The organism is Lentibacillus sp. JNUCC-1, assembly GCF_009741735.1.
Taxonomy (GTDB): domain Bacteria; phylum Bacillota; class Bacilli; order Bacillales; family Amphibacillaceae; genus Lentibacillus_B.
This window is the reverse complement of sequence record NZ_WHOH01000003.1, coordinates 705,631-723,049: the sequence shown is the minus strand read 5'-3', so window position 1 is coordinate 723,049 and position 17,419 is coordinate 705,631. Positions and strand designations below refer to the sequence as shown.

Annotated in this window: 20 protein-coding genes and 1 pseudogene; 6 read left to right on the top strand and 15 right to left on the bottom strand. The window is 42.6% G+C overall.

Going from position 1 to position 17,419, the window contains the following annotated elements; genetic code table 11:
* Positions 1 to 6: 6 nt before the first annotated feature.
* Positions 7 to 756 carry an SAF domain-containing protein gene (locus JNUCC1_RS14100; protein ID WP_156646053.1) on the bottom strand — a complete coding sequence of 250 codons (750 nt, stop codon included), beginning with the start codon at positions 754 to 756 and terminating at the stop codon, positions 7 to 9.
* 320 nt (positions 757 to 1,076) lie between these two features.
* Here JNUCC1_RS14100 and JNUCC1_RS18805 point away from each other — a divergent pair, with 320 nt between their 5' ends.
* From JNUCC1_RS18805 to JNUCC1_RS14090, 4 genes are read left to right on the top strand one after another with little or no spacing between them, the layout of a single operon-like run.
* Positions 1,077 to 1,769: an amidase family protein gene (locus JNUCC1_RS18805; protein WP_231784231.1), complete on the top strand. Its 693-nt coding sequence runs from the start codon at positions 1,077 to 1,079 to the stop codon at positions 1,767 to 1,769.
* Positions 1,766 to 2,224 (top strand): hypothetical protein, encoded by a 459-nt coding sequence (locus JNUCC1_RS18800; RefSeq protein WP_231784230.1) that lies wholly within the window; start codon positions 1,766 to 1,768, stop codon positions 2,222 to 2,224. The genes JNUCC1_RS18805 and JNUCC1_RS18800 overlap by 4 nt, the downstream gene beginning before the upstream one ends.
* Positions 2,191 to 2,505, top strand: coding sequence for an amidase family protein (locus tag JNUCC1_RS18795; protein WP_331713793.1), 315 nt, complete (start codon positions 2,191 to 2,193; stop codon positions 2,503 to 2,505). The genes JNUCC1_RS18800 and JNUCC1_RS18795 overlap by 34 nt, the downstream gene beginning before the upstream one ends.
* Positions 2,506 to 2,550: 45 nt before the next feature.
* Positions 2,551 to 2,838, top strand: a complete 288-nt coding sequence (locus tag JNUCC1_RS14090; RefSeq protein ID WP_442915485.1) for a hypothetical protein — start codon at positions 2,551 to 2,553, stop codon at positions 2,836 to 2,838.
* 18 nt (positions 2,839 to 2,856) lie between these two features.
* Here JNUCC1_RS14090 and JNUCC1_RS14085 read toward each other — a convergent pair whose 3' ends face one another.
* Positions 2,857 to 3,132, bottom strand: a complete 276-nt coding sequence (locus tag JNUCC1_RS14085) for a YutD family protein (protein WP_331713792.1) — start codon at positions 3,130 to 3,132, stop codon at positions 2,857 to 2,859.
* 126 nt (positions 3,133 to 3,258) lie between these two features.
* Between JNUCC1_RS14085 and JNUCC1_RS14080 the strand changes: the two genes are divergently transcribed.
* Complete coding sequence (locus JNUCC1_RS14080) at positions 3,259 to 3,861, top strand: YhcN/YlaJ family sporulation lipoprotein (protein ID WP_231784229.1); 603 nt, start codon at positions 3,259 to 3,261, stop codon at positions 3,859 to 3,861.
* On the top strand, positions 3,854 to 4,861 hold the full coding sequence (locus JNUCC1_RS14075; protein ID WP_156646051.1) for a M23 family metallopeptidase: 1,008 nt from the start codon (positions 3,854 to 3,856) through the stop codon (positions 4,859 to 4,861). Before JNUCC1_RS14080 ends, JNUCC1_RS14075 begins: the two co-directional genes overlap by 8 nt.
* Positions 4,862 to 4,902: 41 nt before the next feature.
* On the opposite strand, the gene JNUCC1_RS14070 is transcribed toward JNUCC1_RS14075, so the two are convergent.
* From JNUCC1_RS14070 to JNUCC1_RS14015, 13 genes and pseudogenes are all read right to left on the bottom strand, one after another.
* Complete coding sequence (locus JNUCC1_RS14070; protein ID WP_156646050.1) at positions 4,903 to 5,007, bottom strand: methionine/alanine import family NSS transporter small subunit; 105 nt, start codon at positions 5,005 to 5,007, stop codon at positions 4,903 to 4,905.
* Positions 5,008 to 6,548: pseudogene (locus JNUCC1_RS14065) on the bottom strand (sodium-dependent transporter). It lies immediately after the preceding gene.
* A 184-nt stretch (positions 6,549 to 6,732) separates the two neighbouring features.
* Positions 6,733 to 7,509, bottom strand: coding sequence for a sporulation protein YunB (gene yunB / locus JNUCC1_RS14060; protein ID WP_231784227.1), 777 nt, complete (start codon positions 7,507 to 7,509; stop codon positions 6,733 to 6,735).
* Positions 7,510 to 7,585: 76 nt separating this feature from the next.
* The gene (locus JNUCC1_RS14055; RefSeq protein ID WP_156646049.1) at positions 7,586 to 7,891 is read right to left on the bottom strand and encodes a YunC family protein; all 306 of its coding nucleotides are present in this window, start codon (positions 7,889 to 7,891) and stop codon (positions 7,586 to 7,588) included.
* Positions 7,892 to 7,960: 69 nt separating this feature from the next.
* Complete coding sequence (locus JNUCC1_RS14050; RefSeq protein ID WP_156646048.1) at positions 7,961 to 9,355, bottom strand: bifunctional metallophosphatase/5'-nucleotidase; 1,395 nt, start codon at positions 9,353 to 9,355, stop codon at positions 7,961 to 7,963.
* A gap of 12 nt (positions 9,356 to 9,367) precedes the next feature.
* Positions 9,368 to 10,186: a sulfite exporter TauE/SafE family protein gene (locus tag JNUCC1_RS14045; RefSeq protein ID WP_156646047.1), complete on the bottom strand. Its 819-nt coding sequence runs from the start codon at positions 10,184 to 10,186 to the stop codon at positions 9,368 to 9,370.
* Between the two features lie 201 nt (positions 10,187 to 10,387).
* Entirely contained in the window at positions 10,388 to 11,785 is a 1,398-nt protein-coding gene (gene sufB, locus JNUCC1_RS14040) for a Fe-S cluster assembly protein SufB (RefSeq protein WP_156646046.1), read from the bottom strand.
* A gap of 41 nt (positions 11,786 to 11,826) precedes the next feature.
* Complete coding sequence (gene sufU / locus JNUCC1_RS14035; RefSeq protein ID WP_156646045.1) at positions 11,827 to 12,276, bottom strand: Fe-S cluster assembly sulfur transfer protein SufU; 450 nt, start codon at positions 12,274 to 12,276, stop codon at positions 11,827 to 11,829.
* Positions 12,266 to 13,486, bottom strand: a complete 1,221-nt coding sequence (locus tag JNUCC1_RS14030) for a cysteine desulfurase (protein ID WP_156646044.1) — start codon at positions 13,484 to 13,486, stop codon at positions 12,266 to 12,268. The genes sufU and JNUCC1_RS14030 overlap by 11 nt, the downstream gene beginning before the upstream one ends.
* On the bottom strand, positions 13,487 to 14,800 hold the full coding sequence (sufD, locus tag JNUCC1_RS14025; protein WP_156646043.1) for a Fe-S cluster assembly protein SufD: 1,314 nt from the start codon (positions 14,798 to 14,800) through the stop codon (positions 13,487 to 13,489). It lies immediately after the preceding gene.
* Positions 14,801 to 14,815: 15 nt separating this feature from the next.
* On the bottom strand, positions 14,816 to 15,601 hold the full coding sequence (gene sufC, locus JNUCC1_RS14020) for a Fe-S cluster assembly ATPase SufC (protein WP_156646042.1): 786 nt from the start codon (positions 15,599 to 15,601) through the stop codon (positions 14,816 to 14,818).
* A 264-nt stretch (positions 15,602 to 15,865) separates the two neighbouring features.
* Positions 15,866 to 16,036 (bottom strand): hypothetical protein, encoded by a 171-nt coding sequence (locus tag JNUCC1_RS18320; protein WP_197431751.1) that lies wholly within the window; start codon positions 16,034 to 16,036, stop codon positions 15,866 to 15,868.
* A gap of 209 nt (positions 16,037 to 16,245) precedes the next feature.
* Complete coding sequence (locus tag JNUCC1_RS14015; protein WP_156646041.1) at positions 16,246 to 17,100, bottom strand: MetQ/NlpA family ABC transporter substrate-binding protein; 855 nt, start codon at positions 17,098 to 17,100, stop codon at positions 16,246 to 16,248.
* Positions 17,101 to 17,419 lie beyond the last annotated feature (319 nt).

Genomic DNA, 17,419 nt, shown 5'->3' with positions numbered 1-17,419 from the left:
TTCTTTTCATCTTTTTTGGCTTCTCTTCTTGCTCTTTTTCTTTGCTGTCTTCAGCGTCCTCTTGTTTAGCTTCTTTTCTGCTGGTGCGTCGTTTTCAGCTTCTGCATCATTTTCTTCTGTTGCCGGGACGTTATGTGGTCGTTTTGCCTTACCAACATTTGCTTTTACGACACGAAATCGGTCTGCATAGTGATGCATATGAATCAGTTCCGGCGCATCTTCAAGTGCAACTTCCAATTGGACACCCGAAAATTTATCATCAATTTTAGTGATTGTTGCAACCTTGACATCCTTCATGAATACCTCGGTCTTCATCTCACCTTCAACCTCATGGGATACGATAATATCCACCCGGTCAAGTGCTGTTAATCTTTCATCAAAAAATACAGGATCTGATTTAGGTATTGAAATCAAACGGTTATTTGCTTCTGTAACGGAAGAAGCTTCTTTAAGAATAGACTTTGTGATAATGTTTCCTTCTGACAAAGGTACGACAGAGACTTTGTTCTTGAAATCTTCCGGATCTTGTATGTATTCATCTCTGACGTATTTCTTCGGCATTTCTTCCGTCGTGATGTCATCTGGTGTGATCACCGCCCGTGATGACACATCTTTTCCTGCCACATAAACGTTCACCATGGTTCCTAAATCGGCGTTTAATGTCTGTACTTTCTTAAGAACCAAATAGCCTGATGTGGCTGCAAGCAAAATAGCGATAATAAAAAAGATAATGGCTCTTCTTTTCGACTCGAGCATTCCCCTAAACCTCTCTTCATTTTCTTTCTAATTTTCTAATACTTATAAAGTACCTACCCAATTTTTACATATTTAAAACGGTTGTCAAATCGTTCCAGATATCAACTTAAGACTTAAGAACTAAACTGTCGATCAATTAATAAAATAAAAAACAAATTATGAACAAAAAGTGACATTATGTATAGGGATTATTGCTTATTTTTTTATGTCAACTTAATATAGCGTGGGTCTTTTCTACTGTTTTTAAAAACCTTTTGTTTTCAATGGTATAATGTTGTTAAATAATGGAATTCAAAATAGTCGAAAGGGGCTTATTACTCATGATCGACAAAACAGATTTTTCCTGGGATGCAACCCATATTATGAAAATGCTGCGAGCTCATAAAATAACGAGTGAAGGAGTTACAAGACAATTTATCGGACACATTCAAACGATTAATCCCGTATTAAATGCTATGGTGGAACATCGGTTTAAAGAGGCTTTAGACGAAGCGCGCCTGGCTGATGAACGTTTGGTTTCCGGTAAAAACATCCGCCCCTTAGAAGGCGTGCCAATTAGTGTCAAAGAATCTTTTGATGTAAAAGGAATGAGTACGACAGGTGGCCTTGTGCACAGGCATGTTTTACGTGCAAAAAATGATGCTGAGGTTATTAGACGTTTGAGAGAAGCAGGTGCCATTATTTTAGGTAAAACGAACACACCTGCACTTTGTTTTTGCCAGGAAACAGATAACAAATTATATGGAAGAACCAACAATCCCTGGGATCTGACCAGTACTGCCGGAGGATCAAGCGGTGGTGAAGGTGCGCTGCTAGCTGCAGGCGGGGCCGCTGCTGGCTTAGGGTCAGACATTGGCGGCTCCATTCGTTTCCCTGCCCATTTCAATGGGGTCGTAGGATTCAAGCCAGGGCGTTATCAGGTCAGTGATGCTGGCCATTACCCTCCTTCCGGCCCCCTTTACAACGCAGGATGCTCGGCATGGGGCCAATGGGCAAGTCTGTCCGCGATATGAGGTTGTTATATAACGTGATGGCTGAGCCTACTTCAACAAACTCAGACCTTGACAACTTGAAAGTGGCTATCTTAGATCCGAACATATCTTACCCATTACAGCAGACCATGCGCACATTTCTCCAGCAACTGAAAACACGTTTGGGGACAGCTTTTCAACATGAGTATACAGTCCCGCCGTATTTCGCTGAAGCCGCTCAGATTTGGCAGGAAATCATGTCTATTGATTGGGGTGATTCAGTTAAACGTGCAGCTTTTACACAAGACACCCAAACAGCACTTGGTACACTGATTAAAGAAAAGCTGACCCACTCAACTGACCACCATCCTTATTTAACATGGGCATTAGTTGGGGCCAGGCTTTTTAAACCATCGTCTCAAAGACAGCTGGAAATTAAAAAAGTTATTAAACAAGGGACCAGGTGCTTCATGATTACTTTGAAAATCGTGTCCTGATTTCTCCGGTCTATCACAGTGGTGCCCAAAAACACGGACATGTCTATAAAGAAATCTTCTCCATCCGAAAAACATATACAGAATATATGACCTATACAGCGTATGCGAATGTCTGGGCGCTCCCAGCTCTTGTAATTCCCGTCGGAAAAGATGACAACGGCATGCCTATGTCGGTACAGCTTATGAGTAAAAATGGTAACGAGGAAAAGTTATTCAAACTAGGAGAGTTGATCGAGAAAGAATGGGGCGGTTATCAAAGGTGCACATTGCATGATCAGTAAGTGGTTATAACTTACCCTTTCGCCGGCAATACTAAGCTGGAAAGGGTGATATCATTGAAGAACAAACAAAATGACCGCTACTCCGACTTTGCCAATGTGAAAAGCATGCGCGATGAGCTGATCCCTGAAGAATTTCCTGAAGGCTCCTTTGGCTCACCCATTGGACAGGATGAACCCGCTTACGGAAAATCCACACCATGGGAAGAAGGTCAGCGTCGGCAAAGCGCTTTTATCTACGCGGATAAGGAGCAGCACGATGATTTACCAAGACAAGCCCCGGGCTCTCATCCGCTTCATGATGAATCAGGTGATCCTGATCAAAAAGAGCAGTAGCCTCAACAGCTGCTGCTCTTATTTATCTATTTTTTTCAAAATGAAATGGGCACATCCAAAGTTACAATACTCGTATATGTAATCTGCTATTGCACTATACTTCGATTCATAATTGGCTTTTGGATTCCGATCTTGATAAAATCCTTTCAGCCGTAATTGTTCATAACCCCAATCACCCACAATGTAATCGTATTTGGTCAGGATATCGCTGTATTTCTCTTCTATGGCCTCAGCATCAAAACCATCCCGAACGTTCTTTATGATTTCATAGGTTTTGCCGTTAATTTCCACCACGAGCCTTCCCCCCTTAATCTGACTTTAGTCTACCACGTTTAAGCGCTTGTAGCCATAAAAAATAGTTGTATGAAAACGATCCTCTGAACCACACTAAGCCTAAACAAGAAGATGAGGTGACAGATTTTGCGATTATTATTTCTAACAGTGGCATGCAGTGGCTTACTCTTCATGTCGGCCTGTGCCAACGATAATAACAATGCTATTGATGATGGAAATGACACCCTTAACAACTTGCATCCCGACGAAGAACTGAGTAATCAGGACCATACGTCTGATAACGAAAAAGATTACCGACTAGGTTATGTCAGGTTTAAGAAAGAACAGCTCGATCAAAATGCAGAAGATGACCGCATGATCACCGTCGACCGGAAAAAAATGGCTGACATCATCACACGCACCATACTCCGGAACAAGGGATTTGATGAGGTCGCAACACTCGTCACAAGCGACACCGTTTTGATTGCATATGACAAGGCAGATGACCGTGAGGCGCAACAAGCTGCCGACATAGCGAAACAAACAGCCGTCGCAGTGATGCCAAGCTTTTATAAGGTTTATGTATCTGACAACAAGATACTGATCAACGACATTCACAGCTTGCACAACTCAAGTGTCGCCAATCCTGACTACAAGAATACGATCGAAAGCATCATTACTGAAATGAAAAAATCTCCTCAAGGCATTGATCAAAATAAAAAAATGCCATCTGACGGCGAAAATGAATGACACAATTTACGGAGTGAGCCCATTGTTCAGTCATAAAACTAAAATTCTGTTTTTGGGTGTTGTCATATTCCTGGCACACCCCCTTTCAATCTATGCAGATGACTCAGCGAAAAACACTGTATGGGATGAGCGCATGGCGCTTTATAAAAAAACGGAGGCTCTAACCCTCATCCCCTGGTATTATTTAGCTGCAATCGACCAATATGAACGCAGCATTAAAAAGAACGTTCCAGATGATGAAATGATCTCCTTGGATATGGATCCTTTGGAATGGCATGGTGCAGGCAACATCACCCTAGCAAATGATATGGATGCCATAACTGTCTTTAACGGTATTGGCCTTGACGGGGATGGGGATGGTAAAGCAGATATTGAAAATCCCGAAGATGTTTTGTACACATTTGCTGTGCAACTGATGAAAGAAGGCCCGTCCATGGAGGATATTCACATCGCCCTATGGAATTACTACCAGCGTGACTTAACGGTTCAGACCATTAAAAACACGGCTAAAGTTTACCGGAAATTTCAATCCATTGAATTGACCGATCGGGATTTCCCTGTGGCGACCAATTATAATTATAGTTATAAGAATACTTGGGGAGACCGCCGTGGATTTGGAGGCCTTCGCATTCATGAAGGCACAGACATCTTTGCTGACTATGGCGTTCCCGTCAAATCAACCACATATGGTGTTGTCGAATTAAAAGGTTGGAATTTATACGGTGGATGGCGCATAGGGATCCGTGATATTCACAACATCTATCATTACTATGCCCATATGAGCGGTTATACAGAGGATATCAAAGTAGGAACTGTCGTCAAACCAGGCGACCAGCTTGGCAGCGTTGGTTCAACGGGATATGGTCCACCAGGGACTTCAGGCAAATTCCCACCACACCTCCATTATGGTATGTACAAAGATAACGGTTATAGCGAATGGTCATTTGACCCCTTCCCTTATTTACGAAAATGGGAGCGCATGAGTAAGAATAACCAGTAAAAAGCAGGGGCGCTTGTCGCAACCCCTGCTTTCATTTTTATTTATTGTTTACGGGCTTTCTGGGCAGCGTAGAGCACGCTGGCAGCTAAGCCTCCCCAAATAATGACCATTCCGAGTACCATAACAGCGATCGCGCTTCCACTCATTTATTTGGCCTCCTTTGTTTCGGATTTATAACTTGCTGACTCTGCATGTGGACCTCTCCATGCGATCATAGAAAGGATGACGCCGACTACAAGGGCTCCAATTGCAACAGACCAGCCTCCGAAGTAAATAAACATATCCGAGTATCCTTCATAGTTCCCTGTATCTGTATCGAATTCTCTAAGGATATTTGTTTTGAGGAGATCAAACATCATGTATCCCAAAACAATCGGTGTGATGGCACCAATACTCACGGTCCACCAAGCTCCCAAACCGATATCCGAAACTTCATCAGCATGTGTGCGCAGATTTTTAAGCTGCTGGAAGAACCAGGCAATCAGCACAACTTCAACGAGACCAAGCATCGCGACACCAAACTGGTTAATAAAGTAGTCCGCTGCATCCAGGAAGAACAAACCGCCTTGAGTTGCAAACAACAGTGACACGATAAAGGCCGTGCCACCGCCAAATATGACAGCCTTACTACGGGAGATATTAAACTTATCAGACAGTCCCGCAACATACGTTTCAATAATCGACATAAGTGATGTAAGCCCAGCCAGAACGAGTGAGGCGAAGAAAAGGAAACCAAACAACTCATTCAATGCCGGAAACTCATTAATGATGGCAGGGAAAGCGACAAATGCCAGTCCAACGCCGCCCTCAACAACTTCATCTATAGGCACTCCGGTACTTGTAGCCATAAACCCAAGAACCCCAAACACCCCAATGCCTGCCAGGAGTTCGAAACTCGAGTTTCCGAAGCCGGTAATAAAAGCGTTGTTGGTAATATCCGACTTTTTCGGCAAGTAGCTTGAATACGTAATCATGATGGCAAATGCAATGGATAAACTGAAGAATATTTGTCCATAGGCAGCCACCCATACATCGGAATTAAATATCTGAGAAAAGTCCGGTTTGAAGAAAGCTTCCAGACCTTCAATTGCACCTGGTAATGTGACAGCCCGAATAACAATAATCAAAAATATAACTGCCAATGTTGGAATGAATATCCGATTTGCTGTTTCAATCCCTTTACGAACACCTCGGAACAAAATACCGAGTACAACAATCCATACGATAATAAGTGGGATCAGCACGCCTGGTACAAAACTGCCTGTCTGTCCGGGATCCACAGATCGGTTTAAATAATCCCCATTAAAAATGCACCTGTGTCGTCTCCCCAAGATAAATTTAGAGAAAAAATCGAATAAGATATTGCCCAGGCAATAATGACTGAATAATAGGTAGAGATGACAAAAGCAACCATCACAGCCCACCAGCCAACAAATTCTGATTTTTTATTGATTTTACGGAATGTTAACGGAGCAGAGCCACGGTACTTATGACCCATTGTAAACTCCATGATCAAAATTGGAATTCCAGCCGTCAATAATGCGATTAAGTATGGTATGAAAAATGCGCCCCCTCCATTTTCATACGCTGTTGCCGGAAATCGCCAAATGTTCCCAAGACCAATTGCCGAACCCATCGCGGCCAGTACAAAACCTGCTCGCGTCCCCCACTGAGAACGTGTTTCCATGTAATCTCCTCCTCCTTCTTCTACTCGCCAATAGAATTATTATATTGGCTTAACTTAAAATCTTTTTCTTTTTCTGATATTAAATTAGATTATAACGCGCTTCGCAGACATTGTCAAAACAATATTAAAATTATTTGGTATATGTTTTATATTCTGCTATTCATGATCAGCTCAGCGTTATCATTTAATCCCCTGTTATATCTTTTTTTGGAACTGAAATTGAGGGATCATTATTACCTCCGCCGTAAAACTCAGGGATGTCTCCCATAATAACGCCAGAATCGATGTCAATCCGGGTTTTCACCGGCATTACCTCTGTCGTAAAGGGTATGACCACCTGTACCTCTGCTTCTACAATTAAATAAATCGTATAAAATGTAGCATTAATACCAAAGGGTTCACTTTCTCTTACCACGTCTGTATGAACACTGCCTACAAACTCCATATTCACTGGTACTTTTGGCCCGAGGTTAGCTAAAATGGTATTGCCTGTCGCCTGACCCACAGGAATTTCAACTACTGTTAAATCTTTTTTGGATAAATCTTCAGCCCCTTCACCAAACTCCGGTATTTCTTCTAGTGCCTCATCATACTCAGGCAACTTTCCCTCGTTCATACTGTGAAAGAACTCCTCTACCCGATCCGTGGCAACTCGATTGATTTCACTAATTACAGCTGAATTCCAATTAAAAGTCGCAACTTTTCCTTCATCGTCATAAGTAACGGTCGATACTTCTTCAAACTCATAATCCTCGGCGAATTTAACGGCTGTATTAATCGCCCGTGTCGCAAATGCTTTTGTTTTTGCAGTTCCGATGTCCATTAAAGTCGGTTCGATCCCTTTGTCAATTAACTCAATGCTGCCATAAACCATTAATGCAAACACAATACTCGTCAAAATCATAATATTTTTGGCCTGAGGCGGCGTGCGGGTTCGCTTCAACCGCTTTTTTCTCATCATAACAAAAACCCCCTCAAAACAAGATATGCTTGTTTCAAGAGGGTTAGAATCATATTTGAATTTGGAGTTAAAGACTTCAAGCGATATTTAACAGGGCTTCTCTTACCGGAATACCAGGCTTCCAACCATAGAATGTCTGTGATGCATCTGTGACGCTTTCTAAGGGTGCTTCCAGCAACTCATCGATCGTTTTTACACCAAGGGCTCTCGCTGCGATGACATTTCGGTCCGCAAGAAGGCTGTTAAATACTTCAACATCCAGTGCGCCGCACATAACATACCCGGTTTCGTTTGTTATGACAAGCAGATTCGTCTTGGGCAGTTCAACCCGAATGGCAGTAAACATCATACCTTCAATTTCAAGCGGATTCACGGTGATCATGTATCTGCATACCTCCTTTATCATGTACACAGCAGTGTATGCAAAGGAGGCACATAGTGTCACCCGTATTCAAAGTTTAAGATTCTTCACTGTTTTAAGAAGCAGATCCCTTAAAAACTCCGGCAGAAAAAATGTTTTGCTTTCCGATTTAGCCACTTCCGGGAGAAGTCTGCCAAATGTGAAGGTGTCCGCTGTTGCCAGTCGGTACGATTCATCCGGCTGAATGGAAACCCCATTAATGGTTGCATTTATAATAACTTCCTCACCGTCAGAACGTTTGACTGTCTCCAGCCTTATTCCCGAATAGATCATTTTGCCAATAACCTCGCCGCGAAAACCGAACCCTTTCAGCTTGATCTCTGTGAAGTCTTTCGTTTCCGCCATACGGATGATTTCAAGCAATTCCGCTCCAGTAACTTTCACAACACACGGGTTGATCGGATGGGGACACACGCTGTGAATTCGCTTGTAGGTGATCTCTCCGGCCGGAATATCGTCGAGAATGAGACCCGCGTTTAACATCGCAACATCTGCACCAGTCCAGTTCAACAATGTATCCGTCAGAGCCTGCATTAATTCCGTATGATTGAACCACCGTGCCTTTAGTGTACGAGACGTATAACCAACAGGCACAGATAAAATTCGGTCTGCTTCTTCATCCAATTGCTGAAGCTTCTGGGAAGTGGGCATATCTTTGGCCAAGTGACTGATATCAACCGCATAAGCTTCTTTTTTAACAAGCCTTTGGATGTTATTATTCCAATGTAAAACAACTTCTCCAACATATTGACACTGCTTGCCTGCTGCCGTAATTAGTGTATTCCCGACGTATTCACCCGTTTTTAAGAGATGGTGCGTGTGTCCGCCGATGATGATATCGATTTCTGGAAAACGACGGGCAATTTCCTGATCTTCACTCAAACCAAGGTGTGAGAGCAACACAATCACATCACACGATTGTTTCATGTCATGCAGATGGTCATCCAGTGTGACATATGGGCTCTCAACATGCCAATCAAGCAGTTCATAAAAATCATTGAATGGAGCCGTTAACCCGATAAACCCGATTCGGAGCCCATGTAATGATTGAATTTGAACGTGTGACTGAAGCCAGCTCGGTGTTCTATCGGTTTCACTAGAAAGATTGGCGCATACAACGCTGAATGATGCTTCGTTATACAAGTCTTCAAGATCTTCATGTGCCATTGTAATGCCCTCATTGTTCCCAAGTGTGACAACATCATAATCCGCCTCATTCAGAAGCTCAATATTGGCTTTCCCCATAAATGCTTCGGCTATGGGATGCACCCGGTCAACATGGTCACCAATGTCCACACGAAGGGAAGTATGACCGTTGACCTCATCCTGCATTTGTTTGTCTTTCAAAAAACCTACGACCTGAGGCCAATGCTCGAAATAACTGTGAAGATCGTTGGTATAATAAATATGGATCGTTTCCTGCATAGAAAAAACCCCTTAAGCAATTCCATCATAAATTAATCTGAGGCCTATAAGCACGAGCATAATTCTTAAAATAAGTTCAAGGGTATTGCCTTTGAGCAATTGATTGACTTTTGCCCCAAGGGTCCCGCCAATATAAGCACCAGGAATGAAGAAAAATACATACTCCCAGGCAACATGGCCAAGTGCAATATGTGTGCCAGAGCTGATGATGCTGGCAAATAATATCATGAACATTGATGTGGCGGCTGCAATGTGGGCAGGTATGCCGAATAAAAGGATCATTGCTGGCACCATAATAGAACCACCGCCGATACCGAATAAACCTGACAACATTCCAACACCAAGCGACAGAAAGAATGCGAGCCAGACCGATACTCTATAGCGGTATACTTCTCCATTCAGTGTAAACGTGCGAACATGTTTGTCTTCACTCGACAGCCCTTGATCAGGGTCTTTACGCTTGATGAAAAAAAGCAATGACAATCCGATCATTAAAAGGCCGAAATACAAAGAAAAGCTCTCGGCATTAATAAACTGATTCAACCAAGCGCCTATGACCCCTCCTGGAATACTTCCAAATAAAAAAAGAGTACCTGTCTTGGTATCGATACGCCCCTTTTTATAATACGTCAATGTGGAGGACAACCCGGTAAACACCATCGCCACCAGTGAAATCCCTACAATTGTCTGCGGCGTCGCCCATCCGAATGCATCAGAATACTGATACAGCAATAGCATTGTGGGAACAAGCACCACTCCGCCGCCAAGACCAATAAGGCTGCCGGCAAATGCAGTCATAATACCAATTAAAATACAGATAACATAAACCAATAGAATCCCTTCAATCTCCTATGTTGTTCGTTCATTGCATGTATTTAATACTATACACCATTTAACACTTGTCTTGCACGCCAAGTGCGCATATGTAAAACAAAGAACGAAAGCGGAAACGCCTGGGCACTCCCCATCGAGTTCTATGCAATCAAAAAACCCCTTGCCACAAAAGAAGTTGTGGCAAGAGGTTTTGGTGTCTTAGCCGATTGAACCTTCCATCTCATGTTTGATCAGACGGTTCATTTCAACGGCATATTCCATTGGAAGTTCTTTGGTAAATGGCTCGATGAAGCCCATAACAATCATGTCTGTAGCTTCTTGCTCTTCAAGACCTCTGCTCATCAAGTAGAACAGCTGCTCTTCAGATACTTTCGAGACTTTTGCTTCGTGTTCCAATGAGATGTTGTCGTTATAAATCTCATTGTACGGAATGGTATCTGATGTGGATATATTATCCATAATCAGCGTATCGCACTCGATGTTCGAGCGGGCGTTGTCAGCTTTGCGGCCGAAGTGAACGATCCCGCGATAAGACACCTTTCCGCCATGTTTGGAAATCGACTTGGACACGATTGATGACGATGTGTTTGGTGCTAAGTGATGCATTTTCGCACCGGCATCTTGGTGCTGACCTTTACCGGCAAGTGCAATTGAGATCGTCGTACCGCGTGATCCTTCTCCGCGAAGAAGTACGGACGGATATTTCATTGTCAGTTTGGATCCCATATTACCATCGATCCATTCCATTGTCGCGTTCTCATCGCATGTTGCACGTTTCGTAACCAAGTTATAAACGTTGTTTGCCCAGTTTTGAATCGTTGTATAGCGGCAATACGCGTCTTTCTTAACAAAGATTTCAACGACCGCACTGTGCAAGGAGTTAGTTGTATATACTGGTGCCGTACACCCTTCAACATAATGGACAGAAGCACCTTCATCAACTATGATCAACGTGCGCTCAAACTGCCCCATATTTTCCGAGTTAATGCGGAAATAAGCCTGAAGCGGCGAGGTTGTTTGCACACCTTTTGGTACATAGATGAATGAACCACCTGACCAAACTGCTGTATTCAAGGCCGAGAATTTATTATCTGCAGCCGGGATGACTTTCCCGAAATATTCACGGAATAAATCTTCATGTTCTCTTAGTGCTGTGTCGGTATCCTTAAAAATAATCCCCATTTCCTCGAGATCTTTTTCAAGGCTTTGATAAACCACTTCAGATTCATATTGTGCAGACACACCAGCAAGATACTTTTGTTCAGCTTCTGGGATACCGAGTGCATCAAACGTATTCTTAATTTCTTCAGGCACTTCATCCCAAGATCTGCCTTGGGCTTCAGATGGTTTAACATAGTAAATGATCTCATCAAAGTTCAATTCAGAGAGATCCCCGCCCCATTGAGGCATTGGTTTGCTGTAAAATATTTCTAATGCTTTCAAGCGTTGTTCCAGCATCCATTCAGGTTCATCTTTTTGACGTGAAATTTCCTCGACGACGGTTTTCGTGAGACCTCTCTCCGTGCGGAAAACTGAAATATCTTTATCATGGAATCCATATTTATACTCTTCCATTTCTGGCATTTCTTTAGCCATGTGTAAAACCTCCTTATGAATAGTAACCGTTTGGCATGCGACTATTCTGCTTTGGATCCCTCATCCTGAACACCTTTTTCCATGGCTTTCCAGCCTAGCGTCGCACATTTAATACGTGCGGGGAATTTTGAAACACCTTGTAAGGCTTCAATATCTTCCAAACTTAACGCGTCCATGTCCACTTCTTTACCCAGCATCATATCTGAAAACAATTCTGACATATGCAGCGCTTCATCAACAGGTTTGCCTTTAATGGCCTGTGTCATCATTGAAGCTGAAGAAATGCTGATAGAGCATCCTTCCCCATTAAACTTGGCATCCTGAATCTTTCCGTCTTCTACGCGCATCTGTAATTGAATACGATCACCACAAGTCGGATTATTCATATCCACGGTTAAGGCATCGCCTTCAACGTGGCCTTTATTGCGGGGGTTTTTATAGTGATCTAAAATCACTTGTCTGTATAGTGTATCAAGGTTGTTAAAAGACATCACCAAAATACTCCTTTGTCTTAGAGAGTCCTTCTATCAGTCGATCAACGTCTTCTTCTGTGTTGTATAAATAGAAGCTTGCCCGCGCAGTAGCCACTGTGTCAAGCCATTTCATAAGCGGCTGTGCACAATGATGGCCTGCTCTGACAGCAATGCCTTCTGCATCCAGGACGGTGGCCAGATCATGAGGGTGAACATCTTTTAAATTAAAGGTGACGAGTGCCGCTCTTTCTCTGGGACCGTATATCTCCATGCCTTCTACTGTATTCATTTGTTTCATGGCATAATCGGCCAGCTTTTTCTCATGCTCAAGAATATGATCAAGCCCGACATCTTCAAGGAAGTCAATTGCTGCTCCCAGACCTATTGCACCGGCAATAATAGGTGTGCCGCCTTCAAACTTCCACGGAAGCTCTTTCCAGGTGGAGTCGTAGAGATTAACAAAATCAATCATCTCACCGCCAAACTCAATTGGCTCCATATTTTCCAACAAGCTTCGTTTACCGTAAAGAACGCCGATGCCGGTTGGCGCACACATCTTATGACCGCTGAATGCATAGAAATCCACATCAAGCTCCTGCACATCTACTTTCATATGGGGCGCGCCTTGTGCACCATCAACAAGAATAACTGCTCCCTGATCATGAGCTGCTTTCGCAATCTCTTTTACAGGATTGATTGTTCCGAGGACGTTAGATACGTGTGTAACGGCAACAATCTTTGTGTTGGATGTGATGGTGTTTCTGACATCTTCCATTGCCAATGTGCCGTCTTCCTGCAGTGGTATATATTTTAAGGTTGCACCTGTTGCCATTGCCGCTTGCTGCCATGGGATCAAGTTGCTGTGATGTTCCATTTCATTAATAACAATCTCATCACCAGGTCCGAGATTCATCCTTGCGTAGCTTGTTGCCACGAGGTTAATCGCTGTTGTCGTTCCCCGTGTGAAAATAATCTCAGCACTGCTGTTAGCATTTATGAACCGGCGGGTTTTTTCCCTTGCACCCTCATATTTCTCAGTGGCACGTGAACCGAGCGTATGAACACCTCTGTGCACATTAGAGTTGTCCTCTCGATAGTAAGCATCCACCGCTTCAATAACTTGAAGCGGTTTTTGCGATGTTGCTGACGAATCGAGATATACAAGCGGGTGTCCGTTTACTTCCTGTTGAAGAATTGGAAACTGTTTACGAATCGCCTTGACATCCATTTAGGACATCTTCCTTTCAATCACTTGTGTCAATTGTTTCTTGACAGATTCAATTGGCAGCAAGTTTACAACAGGAGCGAGGAAGCCAAAGATGATCAAGCTCTCTGCTTCTTCTTTGGATATCCCGCGGCTCATGAGATAATACAGCTGCAGCGGATCCACTCGGCCAACAGAAGCGGCGTGCCCGGCCGTTACATCGTTTTCGTCGATGAGCAGAATTGGATTCGCATCTCCGCGTGCCTTCTCACTGAGCATCAGAACACGTGATTCTTGCTCTGCATTTGACCCTGATGCACCATTGTATATTTTTCCTATGGCGTTAAAGATAGCCGTTGATTTATCTTTCATCACACCATGCTGAAGAATGTGAGATTCGGAATCTTTTCCGCTATGAACAGATTTCGTTGTAAAGTTAACGATTTGTTTGCCATTGCCAACCGTTACTGTTTTTGGATGTGTGGCTGAGTTGTCTCCAACCAAATGGGTCACATTTTCAAATACAGTATGGCCGTCGTTCATTTGTCCAAGTGCCCAGTCAATGACGGCATCGCGATATGCAACACCACGGCGGTTCATGTAGGTTGTCGTGCCAGCTGCAAAGTGATCAACTGCACCAAAAGAAATATTGGCATTATCGTTGGCGATTACTTCTGTTACAACGTTCGCAATCGTTTCTTCTTCATCATTATTGGAAACATAGTTCTCAACGTATGTGAGTGAACTGCTCTCATCTGCTACTACAAGCACATGGTTGAATAGAGCTGCTTCCGGATCTTCCTGCCAGAAAATCGTCTGAAGAGGGGATTCAATTTCAACATTTTTAGGGACGTAGACAAATATTCCACCGTTCATGAGCGCGGCATGCAAAGCTGTCAATCGATGTTCATCAACTGAAACCGCATCTTTCATATAATAACGTTTAACAAGATCTTCATGGTCTCTTAAAGCGGTGAATATATCTGTAAAAATAACGCCTTTATCTTTAAGCTCTTGACTGACGTTCACGTACGCCACCGTTTGGTCACGCTGAATAAGCAGGTTCTCTGTAATATTTTCTTGATCGATGAAATCCTGAAGCGTTTCAGGAAGTTCCTGCAGTGATGTAATCTCTGCAGCTTCTTTTTCTGCAGTATGTTTAAAACGAGTAAAATTCCATCTCGTGATATTTGTTTTATCAGGTTTTGGCAAGTCAAGCGCATAAGCTTGTTCAAGGGCCTGAAGACGCAAAGTCGTCATCCACTCCGGTTCCTGATGTGCCTTTGAAAATTGTTCAACGTAAGCTTTATCATATAATCGTTTTGTTTCAACCGTCATGATACCCCTCCTTCTCTATGCGTTTTGCCCGACTGTTTCATCTTCAATGCCAAGTTCTTCTTTGATCCACTCATAACCTTCAGCTTCGAGACGCTGAGCGAGCTCTGGACCACCGGATTTAACAACTTTGCCCTGCATCATAACATGGACATAATCTGGGGTGATGTAATTCAGCAAACGCTGATAGTGTGTGATAATCAAGCAGCCAAAGTTATCCTCTCTCATTTTATTAATCCCTTTAGAGACCACTTTCAATGCATCGATGTCAAGGCCAGAGTCGATTTCATCCAAAATCGCAATTTCCGGCTTCAACAGCATGAGTTGAAGAATTTCATTACGTTTTTTCTCACCGCCTGAGAAACCTTCATTCAAATAACGCTGGGCCATGTTTTTATCAATTTCAAGAAAATCAAGCACTTCGTCCATCTCTTTGATGAATTTCATTAAGGAAATTTCATCGCCCTCTTCACGACGTGCATTAATAGAAGAACGTAAGAAATCAGATGTTGTTACACCACTGATCTCGCTTGGGTACTGCATACCCAAAAACAGACCGGCACGTGCGCGTTCATCAACTTCCATTTCGAGTACATCTTCACCATCCAGGTGAACACTGCCTTCTGTGATCTCAAATTTAGGGTGTCCCATGATTGCTGAAGCCAATGTTGACTTCCCTGTTCCGTTTGGCCCCATAACCGCGTGGAACTCGCCACCCTTTATCGTAAGGTTAACACCTTTTAATATTTCATTCCCTTCAATGGTTACATGAAGATTTTTGATTTCTAGAACTGATCCTGCCATGTTCGATACCTCCAAATACTTGTATTTATTTTTATTGAGCCCAGACAGCCACGTCCATTCTCAATTTATTCTCATTACAATTTTAAAGCATTTAAAAAGTAAATACAACCTTTTAACACTTACCTTTTAAAACCTATCTTCTATTGTAATACACTTATCGACTACTTTCTACTATCTCGATGTTGTATTGAGAATCAAAGGTGTTTAATATGTAAAATGGTGCCTTCTGTTTAAAGAGGCACCATTTTGTATTTTTGACATATATTATTTGTAAACTTGATGTTTCATTTCAGTAACCATCATTTTGCTTTTTTCGTATTCTTGGTGGCGTTTTTTTTCAACTGCCAAGCGGTTATCCAAGTTTCTGCTGTATTCCGCATAGCCCATCTTATGCGATTGTTGCATCGCTTTTTCCATTTTGGGCGTATAATCCATCCTAATGTCACTATTAATAGTGAATCATCCTTTCATGTTATGTCAGGTATTACTTTAACATACACACAAGAGGATACACAACACGGATAACTCCGGTTTAAACTTGATACAAATCAGCCATTTGAGCTGTGAATCATTCAAATCTTTCTCCTTGATATATTGAGCTAATATCGTCGAAATGCTTAATATTACTCAATATTTGTTTTCAGTTATTCATTTCCGCCTACAGGTACGACTGCTCCATCATACTTTTCCTTAATAAATGTTTGAATCTCATCCGAGTGCAGGACATCCACCAATGTTTTCAGTGCTTCATGATCTTTGTCCTCTGAACGCACAGCAACCACATTTACATAACGGGATTCTTCACCTTCAATAAATAACGCATCTTCAAGTGGATTGAGTCCAGCTTCTATGGCATAGTTCGTATTGATGACAACAAGTACATCATCTTCTGTTTCATACAGTTCCGGTAAAAATGCTGCATCATAATCAGGCAGGAATTCAAGTTCTTTAGGGTTGGCCGTGATATCGTCAAACGTGTATTCACTTGCCTCCACAGAGTCATCCAATTCAATCAAACCGGCTTCAGCGAAAAGGGCAAGCACACGGGCATGATCTGCTACTGAATTACTGAGGATGACTTCAGAACCTTTTGGAACATCGTCAAGACTCGTGAAATCTTTGGAGTAAATGCCCATTGGTTCGATGTGAATTCCTTTAAAATGATCAAAATCGTATCCTGTATCTGCTATTGTTTGCTCAAGATAAGGGATATGTTGGAAATAGTTGGCATCAATTTCACCCTCAGCCAGTGCGTCATTTGGCGTTACATAATCCTGAAACTCCTGGATGTTCAATTCAATACCTTTTTCAGCTAAAATCGGTTTTGCTTCTTCAAGAATCTCAGCATGCGGCACACTCGTCGCCCCGACCTTAATGCTCGTTTCCTCATCGGAACCCCCATTTGCAGCACCCTCATCATTTGAATTTGTCTCACCATCCCCACAAGCCGTCAAAAATACAACAAGTAAAAGACCTAAAAACACAACCAACTTCTTCATATAACTTCTCTCCTCTTTACAATGAATTTTTATATAAAAGCTAAAATGCACATTAGCTTCGGAAACACTTTTCTAAAAACGTGGCTTTCACATTAAAACGCCTAACGCATAGTAGACACAAACTCCGAACTAATGAAAAAAACTTAAGACCCCTAGCCTGTGAAGTTTTAGGTTGCGACTCGTATAGTAATTTCATGTGATTTTCCGATATAGCTAAGCCAAACACCATATATGTTCGGAAGAGCATCGTGATTTCCGCTGCGGGAAGTCGCTTTCCGCGGGCACGGCCTCAGCCTCCTCGCTCGCAAAAACCGCTCGC